Origin of the sequence: Rhizobium sp. Leaf384 (genome assembly GCF_001424065.1) — a bacterium.
Taxonomy (GTDB): domain Bacteria; phylum Pseudomonadota; class Alphaproteobacteria; order Rhizobiales; family Rhizobiaceae; genus Ferranicluibacter.
In genome coordinates, this window is record NZ_LMQE01000012.1 from 37,515 (window position 1) to 52,345 (window position 14,831).

The 14,831-nt window shown below is 65.8% G+C and carries 11 protein-coding genes; 5 read left to right on the top strand and 6 right to left on the bottom strand.

Annotated elements, in window-relative coordinates:
- Positions 1 to 71 precede the first annotated feature (71 nt).
- Positions 72 to 1,868: a calcium-binding protein gene (locus ASG25_RS21900; protein ID WP_062479561.1), complete on the top strand. Its 1,797-nt coding sequence runs from the start codon at positions 72 to 74 to the stop codon at positions 1,866 to 1,868.
- A gap of 98 nt (positions 1,869 to 1,966) precedes the next feature.
- On the opposite strand, the gene ASG25_RS21905 is transcribed toward ASG25_RS21900, so the two are convergent.
- Positions 1,967 to 2,518, bottom strand: coding sequence for a hypothetical protein (locus tag ASG25_RS21905; RefSeq protein WP_062479562.1), 552 nt, complete (start codon positions 2,516 to 2,518; stop codon positions 1,967 to 1,969).
- Positions 2,519 to 2,530: 12 nt separating this feature from the next.
- On the bottom strand, positions 2,531 to 3,706 hold the full coding sequence (locus tag ASG25_RS21910; RefSeq protein WP_062479563.1) for a zinc-dependent alcohol dehydrogenase: 1,176 nt from the start codon (positions 3,704 to 3,706) through the stop codon (positions 2,531 to 2,533).
- Between the two features lie 273 nt (positions 3,707 to 3,979).
- On the opposite strand from ASG25_RS21910, the gene ASG25_RS21915 reads away from it, so the two are divergent.
- Positions 3,980 to 4,804, top strand: coding sequence for a manganese catalase family protein (locus tag ASG25_RS21915; RefSeq protein WP_062479564.1), 825 nt, complete (start codon positions 3,980 to 3,982; stop codon positions 4,802 to 4,804).
- Between the two features lie 103 nt (positions 4,805 to 4,907).
- Here ASG25_RS21915 and ASG25_RS21920 read toward each other — a convergent pair whose 3' ends face one another.
- Entirely contained in the window at positions 4,908 to 6,287 is a 1,380-nt protein-coding gene (locus ASG25_RS21920; protein ID WP_062479566.1) for a PAS domain S-box protein, read from the bottom strand.
- 36 nt (positions 6,288 to 6,323) lie between these two features.
- Positions 6,324 to 6,689 (bottom strand): response regulator, encoded by a 366-nt coding sequence (locus ASG25_RS21925; protein ID WP_062695190.1) that lies wholly within the window; start codon positions 6,687 to 6,689, stop codon positions 6,324 to 6,326.
- 378 nt (positions 6,690 to 7,067) lie between these two features.
- Between ASG25_RS21925 and ASG25_RS21930 the strand changes: the two genes are divergently transcribed.
- Complete coding sequence (locus ASG25_RS21930) at positions 7,068 to 8,282, top strand: carboxymuconolactone decarboxylase family protein (RefSeq protein ID WP_062479568.1); 1,215 nt, start codon at positions 7,068 to 7,070, stop codon at positions 8,280 to 8,282.
- Between the two features lie 248 nt (positions 8,283 to 8,530).
- Positions 8,531 to 9,649, top strand: coding sequence for a metallophosphoesterase (locus ASG25_RS21935; protein WP_062479571.1), 1,119 nt, complete (start codon positions 8,531 to 8,533; stop codon positions 9,647 to 9,649).
- Positions 9,650 to 9,817: 168 nt separating this feature from the next.
- On the opposite strand, the gene ASG25_RS21940 is transcribed toward ASG25_RS21935, so the two are convergent.
- Positions 9,818 to 12,286, bottom strand: a complete 2,469-nt coding sequence (locus ASG25_RS21940; protein WP_062479596.1) for a DUF2309 domain-containing protein — start codon at positions 12,284 to 12,286, stop codon at positions 9,818 to 9,820.
- Between the two features lie 47 nt (positions 12,287 to 12,333).
- Positions 12,334 to 13,950, bottom strand: a complete 1,617-nt coding sequence (locus tag ASG25_RS21945) for a proton-conducting transporter membrane subunit (protein ID WP_062479574.1) — start codon at positions 13,948 to 13,950, stop codon at positions 12,334 to 12,336.
- 119 nt (positions 13,951 to 14,069) lie between these two features.
- Here ASG25_RS21945 and ASG25_RS21950 point away from each other — a divergent pair.
- Positions 14,070 to 14,831 (top strand): LysR family transcriptional regulator (locus ASG25_RS21950; protein WP_062479577.1); only part of this gene is annotated, 762 nt, incomplete at its 3' end.

The following is a 14,831-nucleotide window of genomic DNA, read 5'->3' on the forward strand; positions in this document are numbered from 1 at the left end:
ATGTCCTTTCGGAGTTCATCAATTAGGTGTAGGTTTAATTACGTTAACGTATACGTCAACGGGAGGAACCGATGGCCATCTTCGACTACAAGGGACATGACGCGCGCGCGGAGGTAACGGAGGCATACGCCCTCGCGCGCTATGGACAACTGCGGGCGTTCGGGGCTGTGGGAGCGCTCGCGACGCAACTGACCGGAACAAGCGGCAACTTCGCACCGCCGTCCGGATGGACGGATCTCACGGCGGCCGATCTGTCGTTGCCGGGGACAAGTGTCGATCAGCTGGGCTTTTTCCACGGCCTGACGTCGCAAAGCCCGCAGGTGAAGGTTCTCGCCTACAGGGATGCGGGCGGCGCGATCGAGCGGCTCGGCATCAGCTTTGCCGGAACCAGCGATCTCGGCGATCTGCCCGATTACCTGAAGCTGGCCAAGGGCGAGTATCTGAACGCGTTCCTGTATATCCTCGAGGCCACGGCGCGCTTTGCCAAGGCGCACGGACTGACCGGCAACGATGTCGTCGTCACGGGCTACAGTCTCGGCGGCGGCGCCACCAACATCATGGCGGAACGGTCGCCCGACATCGCCGACGGCTTTTACAGCGCCTCGAACTACTTCGGGTTCGCCTCGCCGAATATCTATGACAACAGTGACAAGATCCTCAATCTCGGGGCCGAAAACGATCTCGTCTTCCGCTCGCTCGGCACATCGACCGACAGTGTCGCCGAGGGATTCAACGAGGCGTTCCTGCACAAGGATCGCCCCTTCGGCAGCAGCAACGACAACACCGTCATCTTCAACGATTTCTACGCCAATCCGCTGTCGCCGTTCGGACCGAAAACCGTCTTCAACGTCATCGGCGGCGTGAATGCCCATATCACCAATCTTTTCTCCGACGCCTTCGCGACCATGGCGCGGTCGAGCTTCGCATCGATCATGGAGAAGGACAGCACCATCGTCGTCGCGCAGTTGAGCGATCTGCTGCGCCCCTTCGTCTGGGTCGAAGACGCGGCGCGAAGCACGTCCAGTCATTACGGTCAACCGGCCTTCATCCTCGGCTCGGACAAGGCGGATCTGCTGCGCGACGGCAAGGCAAGCGACTTCCTGGAGGGCTTTGGCGGAAACGACCGCTTCAGCCTTTCGACGGGAAACGACACCGTCATCGGGGGGAGCGGGACGGATACGGTGCAGATGGCGGGGTCGATCGACACGTACGAGGCCATCCGCCTTCAGGACGGAACGCTGGTGATGCGGGATCTGTCGGGGCAGATGGGACTGAAGGAGATGACGTCGGTTGAGCGGATCGAATTCGGCTGGCTCATCCCGACGAGCTACACCGTGACGGCGACCAAGCTCGACACCTTCCTGTTTGCGGACAAGACCTATGTCGCCCATGTCGAAGGCACCGCAGGCGACAACATCCTCGCCGGCACGGCGGGCATCGACCGCATCTTCGGTCTCGCTGGCAACGACATCATTCATGGCGGGGCCGGCAACGATCTCCTGCATGGCGGCGTCGGCAATGACAGGCTTTTCGGCGATGCCGGCGATGACGACCTCTACGGCGGCATCGGCAATGATGTGCTGGAGGGCGGCGCGGGCAACGATCGCCTGTCCGGAGGGATCGGCAGCGATGTCTTCGACTTTTCGAACAGCGCCTCCGGTCGCGACGTCGTGACCGACTTCAACGACGGCGTAGAGGGGCACGATACGCTCGTCGTCAGCGCCACCCTGTTCAAGACAGCCGACGCGGTCCTCTCGCATTTCGTCCAGATCGGCGCGGATGCCGTCCTGTCCTGGGCCGGCGGCAGCGTGGTTCTCACAGAGACGAGGGTTTCCGACCTTCACCTCGGCGACATCCTCATCGTCTAACGGGCTGCAGGCCTGGAACGAGGCGGCGGACACCGTGCGGGCTTCATCAGCCCGTCCCGTGTCCGCCGCCTCGTTTGTCGTGCGTCAACGGCGCGTGATCAATGCGTCGTTTCCGGGCTGGCTCTCTGGTCCTGCAGCGGCTTCTGCCGGGCAATGCCACGCGCCCCAACCACGCCGCGCGGGAAGCCGGATCGATCGCTGTAGTCCTTGACCGTCTTCGGTCGCGCGCGCTTCGCGCTTACCGCACTCGCCGCCAGCAGATCGAGCGCTGCGATCCCCACGACCATGGCGAGCGCCGCCTTGGCCGTCTGGCGCCGCGGATTGCCGTGCGAGAGCAGCGCAAGCAGCGTCACGATATCGAGACCGTCGCCGGCGACGCGGCTGGCCAGCCCTGCCCGCTTGTCGGTCGAAAGCGTGAGCATACCGCTGGCTATCTCACGCGCGCCATAGGCCCGGACCACGTGCTCGCTGCCGCGCACGCCAAGCGCCCGGGTGATGCGCTGTGGCGCAACCAGCTGGAACAGGCCGAGGCCAAGGCTGAACCATCCGAGCCCGCGTGTCAGCTCGTCGGTCGTATCGCGGGAACGCGGGCCGGACGACAGGATTTTCGGGTCGCCCTCATTGCGCGTCAATCGGGAAAAAATGGACATGATTGCCTCCTGTCAGGGTTTGAGAACGACCTTGATGCAGCTGTCCTGCTTGTTGCGGAACACGTTGTACATTTCGGGCCCCTCTTCGAGCGTCGCCGTATGGGTGATGACGAAGGACGGATCGATCTGCCCCTCCTCGATCCTGCGCACGAGATCGGGCGTCCAGCGATTGACATGCGTCTGCCCCATGCGGAACGTCAGACCCTTGTTCATCGCCTGACCCATGGGGATCTTGTCGACGAGACCCGAGTAAACGCCGGGAATGGAGATGATGCCGCCTGGACGGCAGACATAGATCATCTCGCGCAGCACGTGCGGCCGATCATTTTCCATCATCATCATCTGCTTTGCGCGATCGAGCACCGTGTCCGGCTGGCTTACCGAAACATGGCTTTCGAGCCCCACCGCATCGATGCACTTTTCCGGCCCCTTGCCGTCCGTCAGATCGTTCAGGCGCTCGACGACGCTTTCGGCACTGAAGTCGATCGTCAGCGCGCCACCGGCCTGCGCCATGCTCAGGCGCTCGGGCACGCAGTCGATCGCCACGACCAGCTTGGCGCCGAGCAGCACCGCACTTCGGATGGCCATCTGCCCGACAGGCCCGCAGCCCCAGATCACCACGGTATCCGTGGGCTCGATGTCGCAATGGACGGCGGCCTGCCAGCCGGTCGGAAAGATGTCGCCGAGGAAAAGCGCCTGCTCGTCGCTCAGGCTGTCGGGCACCTTGATATGGGTGGAATCCGCAAAGGGAACGCGCAGATATTCCGCCTGACCGCCGGGATAGCCGCCCGTCAGGTGCGTATAGCCGAACAGGCCGGCCGTCGCATGGCCGAAGGCCTTGTCGGCAAGCGCCTTGTTGCGGTTCGAGCGTTCACAGACCGAAAAGTTGCCGCGTCGGCATTGGTCGCATTCGCCGCACTGAATGGTGAAGGGCACGACGATCCGGTCGCCCTTCTTCAACTTGCCGTTCATGCCGGATCCGGTCTCGACGACCTCGCCCATCATCTCGTGGCCCATGATGTCGCCCGGCATCATGGCCGGAATGAAATTATGAAACAGATGCAGGTCCGATCCGCAAATCGCGCAACTGGTCACCTTGATGATCGCATCGCGGGGATCCTCGATCTCGGGATCGGTGACGGTGTCGCACCGGATATCTTCTTTGCCATGCCATACGAGCGCGCGCATTAAGGCCTCCGTTGTTCAAAGATGGATCCGGCTGTACGCAGAACAGGGCCGACAGGACACGTGCCTGCCAGCGTTGCCGGACTTCGGGAACCGGCCCTATCGCCAAAGGTTCCAGAAAAGCTCGATCGCGGTGGTCCGATGCTGCGCAGTACGGAGCGACCTCCAGGCGATGGCCTCTCTTACGCACGACCGGACGTTGAAAAGAAATGGATGCGTCAGGAACTCTCGCCGGTCTGCCCTGTTAGCAGGCCTCCCGACAACAAGGAGACTTCCATGTTCTATACAGATGGACGCTTGCAATATCCGGTACGCGTGGAGAAAGCCGACCCGCAGTTCGCACGTGCCCTCCAGCAGGCCATCGGCGGTGTCGAAGGCGAAATTCGCGTCGCCATGCAGTATTTCTTCCAGGCCTGCGGCGCCCGCGGCAACCCGAAGTTCCGCGATCTCCTGATGAACACGGCAGCCGAGGAACTGGGGCATATCGAAATGCTGGCGACAGCCGTCGCGATGAACCTCGAAGGTGCACCGCTGTCCGAAAAGGAAGCCGTGGCGGCCGATCCGATCGGCGGCGCCGTGCTCGGCGGTCTCAACATGAAGAACCTGCTGTCCGCGGGCCTGTCCGCCATGCCGGTGGATTCCGACGGCGTTCCGTTCGACATGTCGCACATCTATGCGAGCGGCAATATCGCGGCCGACATGACGGCCAACGTCGCGGCCGAATCCACGGGACGCGTGCTTGCGGTGCGCCTCTACAACATGACCAGCGACCCGGGCATGAAGGACATGCTGTCCTTCCTCATCGCACGCGACAGCATGCACCAGAACCAGTGGATGGCGGCTCTCGAAGAGCTGGGGGGCGCCAAGGGGGCCTTCCCCATTCCCAACAGCTTCCCGCAGGAGCAGGAAAACCGCGATTTCAGCTACGCTTTCCTCGGCTTCCAGGCCGATGGTTCCCCGCCGGTCGCCGGACGCTGGTCCGAAGGTCCCTCGATCGACGGCAAGGGCACCTTCTCTGCCGCGCCCATGACGCCGCTCGGCCAGAAACCCGTTCTCGGCCCGGCAAAGCCCGGTGGCGGCGCCCAGCGCGAACAGATGTAAGCCTTTCCTCCCCACGATCCTGGAGGCCGCCTGCGCGCGGCCTCCTCGCAGCGCGGGCAACCTTCTTGTCGTACGGATCATGGCCGCACGGATCATGGCTTGATCAGGGAAGCGGAATCCGGATCAGGCAGAGAATGCCGTCGTCGAGAAATTGCAGGTCCGTCTTCGTATTCAGCTGGTAGGGCAGCGCGCGTTCGATCAGCTCGCGGCCGTAGCCCTTGCGGCGAGGCGTGTCGTCGTCCGGCATGCGGACACCCTCCTCCCGCCACACGAGCAAGACGACGGTCCCTCCATCGATTTCCTCGACGCTCCAGGAAATGCGGAGAACGCCGCCATCCTGGCTCAGTGCACCGTATTTGATGGCATTTGTTGCAAGCTCGTGGAGGGCAAGGCCAAGTGCCTGCGCCCCGAGCGTCGGCACGGTCACCGGCGGCCCATCCGCTTGAACGGCCCCCATGCGGGACGCAGTGCCGTGCGCACCCAGTTCGCCTTCGATCAGATCGCGCAGGGCAATGGACTCGGTCGCCCGCGCCACGAGGCCCTGGACCCGGCTCAGCGCCCGCAGGCGGCTTGAAAATTCGGCCCCGAAACTGTCCAGGGACGAGGTGCTGCGCACCGTCTGGCTGGCAACCGACTGGACGACCGCAAGAAGGTTGCGCGTTCGGTGCTGGAGCTCTGCGACCAGCATATCCTGCCGGTTCTTCAGCTCCCGCAATTCGTGAATATCGGTCATGGTGCCGATCCAGTCGCCGGTTGGCAGGCCGGACGCCCCGATGACGGGCAGCGCGCGCGTCTGATGCCAGCGATAGGCGCCGTCGGCCGCGCGACGAACGCGGTGCTCGACATAACATTCGCCCGTATTGGTCGCGGCCTCCCAGGCCGACAGCGTCGAGGCCCTGTCCTCCGGGTGCACCGCGTTCAGCCAGCCGAGCCCGAGGCTCTGCGGCTGGTCGAGGCCGGAATACTCGACCCATTGCGGGCTGCCCCAGGTGCGGGATCCATCGGCCACGCAGCGGAACACGAGCTGGGGGATGTTCGTGGCGAGCAGGCGAAACCGCGCCTCGTTCTCGCTCAGTCTCTCGCTCGCGAGATGCGCTTCCGTGCGGTCGCGCAGGATCTTGACGAAGCCGGACCCGTCGCGGAGCGGCATGATCAGCCCCGATGCCCAGAAACGGGTGCCGTCCTTGCGCATGTGCCAGCGCTCGTCCTCGGCCCGGCCAAGGGCAACGGCATCCGCCCGCTCCAACGCCGGCACGCCGGCCGCCCTGTCGTCGGGGGTGAAGATGATGTCGCCGGTCTGTCCGAGAATATCGGCCTCCGTGAAGCCGAGAACACGCTCGCCGCCACTGTTCCAGCTCGTCACATGCCCCTGTGTGTCGAGCGAGAAGATCGCGAAGTCGACGGCGCTCTCGAACACCACGCGCAGGAGATCGTCGCTTTCCGGGGCAAGCAGCGGCGCGCGAGGCGTGTCAGGCGAGGTCATGTCCGGTATCCTCCGTCCGTCGGCCAAACAACGCCACTACAGGCGGCTCAGAAGCTGCAGCAGTTCGTCGGGATCGGCCGGCTTCTGCAGGAACGGCGCCTCTCGAAATCGCTCGGGCAGATCGCGCCGATCATAGGCGGTCAGGAAGGCGAAGGGCACGTTGCGCAGGGACAGCGCATCCGCCACCGGATAGACTTCGGCGCCTCGCAGATGAATGTCGAGAACGGCCGCATCGATCTGCTCGGCTTCGTCCACCAGCTTCAAGGCGCCTTCCAGCGACGAGACGGGCCCGATCACGTCCGCTCCGGCCCGGCCGAGAACGTCCAGAATATCCGCTGCCACCAGATATTCGTCTTCGACGACGAGGAAGACCTTGTCGAAAATATCCGCTTCCTCGCTCACAACCCGTACCTCGTCATCGCATCGTTTCCTCTATGCACCGATGATGCCGTGTGGTCTGTCCTGTCGTTGCAGGCGGGCATTCGGCTTTCTTCACGGTGGCGAACCCCGTATCGGGCGGTTCGGTTCCGCGGACGAACGCGATAGAACCGATTGCCGTGCTTGTGCAAGGTCTTCGCCGCTTAGACGGACGGGTTTCCGGGAGGTTTGCGGCGCGACGACGACAGACAGGGCAAAGCAGCAGGGGCCGGCATGCGCATTCATGGCGAAAACCGATAGGTCCATGCGGTTTTCAGGGCCTAATGCCGTGCGCGTCGGACACCTACCTGCCGATCGCCGCCCCGCCTCTCGACCGGTGCGGCCTATCGACAGGAGGTTCTCATGAAGACCATCGCCACCACCATCGCCCTTTCGGCGCTCGCCGCCACGGGCGCGCCCGCGAACGGCACAGCCGAGGAGCAACAGCGCATGCGCATGGTCCCCGTTGCCGACGTCGCGCCGGGCCTCGCGCATTTCACAGACGACGTTCTTTTCGGCAATGTCTGGCTGCGCCCGCACCTTGCGGCCCGAGACCGCAGCCTCGTCACCGTGGCCGCTCTCGTCGCCACCGGCAGCACCGCGCAACTCGCTGGCCACGTCGGCCGCGCGCTCGACAATGGCGTGGAGCCGCACGAGATCGGCGAACTCATCACCCATCTCGCCTTCTACACCGGCTGGCCGAATGCCATGTCCGCCGTGGCCGAGACAAGGAACGTATTTGCAGCGCGCGGGATCGCCGCCATCGGTGAACGCGACGCCAAACGGGTCGTGCCGGATGAAGCGGCGGAAGTCCGACGGCGTCGCGCGGTCGATGCAACGGTCGCGCCCACCGCGCCGGCGCTTGCCGCTCTGACGAACGACGTGCTCTTCGGCGATCTCTGGACGCGCCCGGATCTCGCCCCGCGCGACCGCAGTCTCGTCACCATGGCGGCGCTCATCGCCATCGGCCAGCCCGAACAGTTGCCATTTCACGCCGAGCGAGCCATGGACAATGGCTTGACGGAGACGGAGGCTGCAGAGGTGGTGACCCATCTCGGCTTCTATGCCGGCTGGCCCCGGGCCATGTCGGCCGTTCCCGTGCTCGAAAAGGTTCTTGCCTCCCGCCACCAGAAGAAAGCCGAAGCCATGTCCGACACCCCCAACACCGAAATCGCCCTCACCCGTGCCGGTACCGATCCGAAGGCCGGCCCCGAAGCCTACTTCACCGGTGACGTCCAGATTTCCGCACCCTACAAGGGCACGCCCCCGGCGCGCATCAGTGGCGCAACCGTCTCGTTTCCGGCCGGCGCGCGCACCGCGTGGCACACGCACCCGCTCGGGCAGACGCTCTATATCGTCTCCGGCAAGGGCTGGGTACAGAAGGAAGGCGGACGACGCGAGGCCTTCGGCGCCGGTGACGTCGTCTGGATCCCGCCGCTGGTCAAGCACTGGCACGGTGCTGCCGCCGATACGCCCATGGTCCATTTCGCCGTGGCCGAAGCGCTCGACGGCAGCGTCGTGACCTGGCTCGACAAGGTGACCGACGCGCAATATACAGGCGACCCCGCGCGCGACTGAGGGGCAGCAGCCCTCGGCGCCGACCGCTGAACGGGGACCCCAAGGGAAACGTCGCCGTCAGCCGGGCACGCGGATGGCCGGATCGCGCAGATCCGGCCATGCTGTCGGGCTCCGGGCGGGCATTCTGGCGGAGATTGACCTCGCAAGCCTTCTTTTCTCAGCCGAAATATCAGGAAGACATAGTCCGGTTGCTCGCCGCCGCCGTATGCTACAGTGAACTCGATCATCATTCTCACAGCCGGCGCCGCATGTTTCATCTCATCTTCGGGCTTCCCTGGCTGGTCGTCCTTGTCCGCTTCATCCAGCCTCTCCCCTGGCTCTGGTCGGCAAAGGCGGTGCTTGCCGTCCTTCTTCTCCTGGCCTCCCAGTATCACCTGTTCAGCCGCATCTCCTCGGGGTCCGTGTTCTCGCCGGAGTTTCCGCGCTGGCTGGTGATCGGCTTCAACGTGCTCTTCGGCGCCATCGTTCTCCTGGCGGTTCTCCAGATCGCGCTCGATCTCGTTTCGGTGGTGCTGGCCCTTGCAAAGGGCCGTTGGATCGCCGTTCCCCCGCTCGTCCGGTATGGTCTGGGTGCAGCGGCCCTGGTCACCGCGAGCATCGGGGTCGCGAACGCCATCCGCGTCCCCCCGTTGACGTCGATCGAGATCGCCATTCCCGGCCTGCCGCCGTCCTTCGACGGCTATCGGATGCTGCAATTGACCGACATGCACATCAGCCGGCTGTTTCCCCGCACCTGGGCGGAAGCCGTCGTCGCGCGGTCGAACGCGCTCGCGCCCGACGTGATCCTCATCACCGGCGATCTCATCGACGGTCGCCTCGACGATCGCCGCGCCGACGTCGCGCCCTTTGCCGGCCTGCGCGCCCGCGACGGCGTGATCGCCATCCCCGGGAATCACGAGTATTTCTTCGGCTATACCGGATGGATGGCCCATTTCGCCGCGCTCGGCATGACCGTGCTGGAAAACGCGCATGTCTCGATCGCCCGGAGCGACGGCGCGATCACGGTTGCAGGCGTCACCGATCTTTCCGCGCAGGCGCACGGCCTGCCGGGTCCCGACCTCGCGCAGGCCCTGAACGGCACGCGGCCCGGCGCACCCGTCATCCTCCTCGACCACCAGCCGCGCGAGGCGCGGAAGGCGGCCGATGCCGGCGTCGCCCTGCAGCTGTCGGGCCACACCCATGGCGGCATGGTCCTCGGGCTCGACCGCCTCGTGTCCCGCCCGAACAACGGCTTCGTCTCCGGCCTCTATACGGTCGGTGGCCTGCAGCTCTACGTCAACAACGGCACAGGCCTCTGGCCCGGCTTCGCGCTCCGCCTCGGCCGCCCCTCGGAACTGACCGTGATCACCCTCCGCCGAAAGACCTGACGCAACGACGCCTCACCCCCGCGCGCCAAGCGCCGCCGTCAGCGGCAGCCGGGTGGCCGCAAATGCCGGAACAAGCCCACCAAGCGCACCGATCGCAAGTCCAAGCAGCCCGGCGACGACAGCCGCCGCGCTGCCTGTCTGTTCTCGTCCCAGAAGAGCTTCCGCTCGTCAGCGTGCCCCGGGCGCGACAGTCTCGGCCGCCAGGCTCTCCTCGGTCCAGGTGAGGTTTCGCGCGTAGCGCCATGCGACGTGTCCGTGTTCGTCGAGCAACAGGAGATGCAGCCAGCCATTGTCGAACAGCGCCTGCACCTCGGGATGGCGCTGCAGGATATCGCCGACCGCCTGCCGCGGCGCTTCGATAAGGACGGTGAGGCGCAGAGGCTCGTGGACATAGGTCGCGCCATCGTGAACCGACTGCCAGGGCAGGCCCGCGCGCAGGTTTCCCCCATTGCCTTCGACGACGCCCATGCCACCGACGACATTGTGCAGAAGCTTGTTTCCGGACCCGAAGTGCGAAGGCGCCACCACGGACCCGAAATATTGCAGGCTGATCCAGCTTGCGACCACGACCGGCGCCGTGAGGATGAGCTCGAGGATCCTGAAGCCGTCATCCTGCTCCCAGCGGTAATCGTGGAGAAAGGCCTTGCCGTCCAGCGAAAGTCCGGCCGTGCGCGCGCGCGGTGCGGCGATGAAGGCGTTGCATCCGGCCAGTCCCAGCTCGGGGCGGACCTCCGCCCAGTCGCGGCTGCGGCGCAGCACACCCCCGCTCGCGCCGGACGGCAGCCGCGCGGCGCGCTCGGTGCGCGTTCTCTGCCCGGCCTGCCGGAGCCACTCGGCGAGGACCGCCAGATCCGCCGGCCTTACCTGCCGCACGGGATCGTCGGCAAACACGGTGACCCGGTCCGTGGTGGTGTCGTGCAGACCTGCCAGAAAGACCGTGTCGTCGGGAATGTGGATGCCGCTCGCCGCCAGCCTGTCGCGCACGGCATCGTCGTTCATGAGATCGGCCAGCAGACGCGCGTTGACGTCGCCCGCATGGCCACCGCAGGCTCCGCACTGCAGGCTGCTGGCAAAGGGATTGTTGACCACATTCGCCCCATGGCCGGCGATCAGCACGTGACGCGCAAACCCCTCGGTTAGCGACATCGCCCTCAGCACCGTCTCCGCGATCACGGCCCGCCTGTCGAGGTCGAGGCTCGGGCTGAAGCAGGGCTTGGCCCCACCCAGCTTGGCCCCAACCAGCTTGGCCATGTCCAGCTTGGCCTTCTCCAGCGTGACCTTGTCCGGCGTGACCCTGTCCGGCGTGACCCTGTGCGGACGGCCCCCGCCGATAAAGCCGAGGCTGTCGCGCAGCAGCTTTGCCGCATAGATCGGCCCCATGGCCTCGACGAACGCGAACGAGGACACTGCCGCCAGCTTGAACCGACCCCATGCCCGGACGGCACGCGCCGTGAACCGGGCATTCCTGTCCGCATCGGCCGTGTCTCCTGCCTCGGTGCAGCTGAAGGCGGAAGGCTTGAGGAGGACCGGCAGGCGCAGCTCCGGCACGTCGGAGGCAAATCCCCGGTGGCTGACGCCGAGGCCGAAGAAGCCGGCAAAGCCGAGCGTGCGGATCCCGGGATCGACGCTTTCCAGCGATCGCCGGAACACCTCCGACCGCACGTCGATGCAGAAGGCGGCCTGAAGGCGCGGCCGCTCGCCTGCAGCCTCGGCCGGCCGCGGCGTGGCGAGCAGGCCCGCGAGCCTGCGCTGGGCCGCGCGCTCGGTCGCCGTCAGCAGCAGATCGTCGATCAGATGATCGCGATCGACGGAAACGGGCGCGGCATGGGCGGTGCGGACGGCCTGCCAGTCGCCGTCGATGGCCGATGCGGTGCGCAGATAGAGCACCTCTTCGAACACGAGCCGGATCGCCAGGAATTCCAGCGCCGTCGTCTCCGTGTCGCCCTCGAGGTCCGCCTTGAACTGGAGATGGCGCGCGCACTGGGCCCAGCCGCCAAGGGTCAGCAGGAGCTGGTGGAAATAGGTGCCATGCTCTCCCTGCAGGCGCAGGGTGGCGGCGGCCCGCTCGATTGCCGCCTGCGCCGTCTCCGGCGTATCCGCGACATGGCTGCCGAATCCGTTCAGACCGAGAATGTCCGGGGTCAGGTCATGGGTGGCGAAGGCGCGCCAGGCGGCATAGAGACCGTTGCGCCGGGACGCCGCCCAGAGCGCCTGCCCCTCGTCGAAGTAGCCGGCGGCGAAAGCGCCGATCCGGTCCGCAATCAGCCCGGGCCAGTCCTGCCCCGTCGCGCGGGCGGCAAGATCCGCCACGGTCGGCAGGGCGGCAACCGCCTGCGGCTCCACGGCGATCGCCGCTTTCACGTCGGAAAGGCTCATGCGGCCGAGAAGCGGGCTTGTCCGCAGGGCCGCGATCAGGTCCGCGTCGACGACGACGCCCTCGGCGATCTTGTCGGCGACGTGCCGGCGCGGCAGGGCAAGGCGAAGGCCGGCGATCCTGCCAAGCCGGGCGGCCGTCTGGTCCATCGTCTGCGTGGCCTGCCCGAGAAACGGGTTGACCGCAACCGTCGCGGCCAGGGGCCAGGCCGGGGGGATCGCCTGGACGGCGGCTTCCGCTGCCGCGAGCACCGATGCGCCCATGCTGTCCGACAGACGATCCTGCCGCCTGCCAAGGGATGTGATCTCGTTCATGATGATGCCTCGATGCGGGAGGAAACGAAGGCGGGCTTTGCCGCGGCGGGAACGCGGGACACGGTCCAGCTTCCCAGATATCGGTCGAGCAACGCATTGACGTAGAGCCCGTTTGCAAGGTGGACCCGCAGGCCGGCAGCCGCCGGATGATACGCCCAGAGCGGGAACAGCGACTGGGCGACCGCCGCCACGCCGAAGGTGACAACTCCGAGCACCATCAGCGTCCATTCCAACGGACCGGGTGGCAGCGGCGGCGGAAGCGCGCCCTGCATCAGCGTGTCCGCAAGCCGCTGCAGCGCGAAATAGGCTGTCGCCGCCGCGATGGCCGAGAGCGACGTTCGCCAGGTCAGTGCGAACGGGGCCGCATCCGCCAGCCCCTGGGCGATGAGATAGGCGACGCCGAAAATCAGGATGGCGCCGAGCGCGAGGGTTTGCGGCGGCTTGTCGGCCAGACCGAACAGCGCCCCGATCGCCGCATAGATCGCCAGCGCCAGAAGGAAGGCGCGACCGACAGCCTTGCTGTCGGGAATGGCGATGGGCCCGGGACGACGGATCGTCGCGACCGTCTCGACGGTCGACCCCGAGGCGAGGAAGGCATGGGCCTTGTAGAGCGAGTGCGCAACGATGTGCAGCAGAGCGATCGGAAACAGGGCAAGGCCGCATTGCAGGATCATGAACCCCATCTGCGCGACCGTCGACCAGGCAAGGGACGTCTTGACCGCCGACTGGGTGAGCATCACCAGGCTTCCGAACAGCGCGGTGAAGCCGCCGACCATCACCAGCCCGGCGAGCACCATCGGGGCCTGCACCATAACATCGGCGAAGCGGATGAGCAGGAAGCCGCCGGCGTTGACGACGCCGGCATGCAGCAGGGCGGAAACCGGCGTGGGGGTTTCCATGACCTCGGTCAGCCAGCCATGCGTCGGAAACTGGGCCGACTTGAGAAGGGCCGCAGCCGCCAGAAGCCCTGCGGCGGCCACCGTCCACGCCACGGGCTCGCCACCCGCATGCCCGGCCCGCGCCTGTTCCAGGATCGTCGCGATGTCGCCGGTGCCCGATGAGACCGCAAGGAGGATCATGGCACCGATGAGCATGATGTCGCTCAACCGGGCGACAAGAAAGGCCTTGCGGGCCGCGCGACGGGCCGCCGGACGATCGGGGTAGAACAGGAGAAGCTGGTGCAGCAGCAGGCTCGTCGCGATCCAGCCGGCGGTCAGTTGCAGGAGCGTGGCGGACTGCACGAACAGGAGAACCGCTGCCAGCGTCGCCGTCATCCAGCCGATAAAGACCCCTTGCCGGGCTTCCCCGTCGAGAAAGGTGCCGGCATAGCGCAGGACGATCCAGCCGATGAACGCGACCACCAACAGCATGACAAGGCTGACCATGTCGAGACGCGAACCAAGAGCAAAGGGTCCGAAACCGAATGCGGGGCTCGTTCCCGGGCCGTGGAGAACAAGCAGGACCCCACAGAGCACAACGACGACAATCGCGCCGAGGGCGCAGAGTTCCGCGACGAGGACCGAACGACGGGGCCGGACGCCGGGTGACAGGAAGGCAAACAGCGACGCTCCGGCAAGAAGAAGCGGCGCGAGAAGCGGCAAGTCATGGATCACGGGAATGTCTCCGAAACGATCCGCGGCAAGAAGGCGCGCGGGCTGCGGCCCGGGGTAGCAGGCGCAGAAGCGGAAATAAAATTCATTGTTTATGGAAATACGTTCGATAAAATGGAACGATGGCGGATCTCAACTATCACCACCTGCTCTATTTTCGTGCGGTCGCGCATGCCGGCAACCTGACGCGCGCGGCAGAAGGGCTCAACCTGTCCCAATCCGCGCTGTCGGTGCAGATCAAGCAGCTGGAACACCGCATCGGCCATGTCCTCTTCGAGCGTCGAGGCCGACAACTGTTTCTCACGGAGGCGGGGCGCATCGCGCTCGACCATGCCGATACGATCTTTGCGACCGGCGAGGAACTGCTGGAAGCGCTCAAGGATGCCGGCACGGCGCGCCGCGCAATCCGCATCGGTGCCCTGGCGACGCTGTCGCGCAACTTCCAGCTCGAATTCCTTCGTCCGATTCTCGGACGCACGGATGTCGACATGATCCTGCGCTCGGGCAGCACCAGCGCGCTTCTCGGCGCGCTCGAGGCCCTCAATCTCGATATCGTGCTTCTCAACCAGGCCCCGATGGCCGATGCGATCACGCCCTTCGTGGCGCAGCATGTCTATCAGCAGCGCGTCAGCCTCGTGGGAAGGCCCGCCTTCGGAACGAAGACCGCCTCGCTGGTCGAGCTGCTCGGGCGGCATCCGGTGATCCTGCCGACGGCGGAAAGCAGCGTCCGTTCGCAGTTCGAGGCGCTGGTCGACCGGCTCGGCGTGCGGCCCCAGATTGCAGCAGAGGTTGACGACATGGCGATGATGCGTCTTCTGGCGCGGGAGGGGGTTGGGCTGGCGGTTTTGCCGCCGATCGTGGTGAAGGGCGAGCTGGAGATGGGA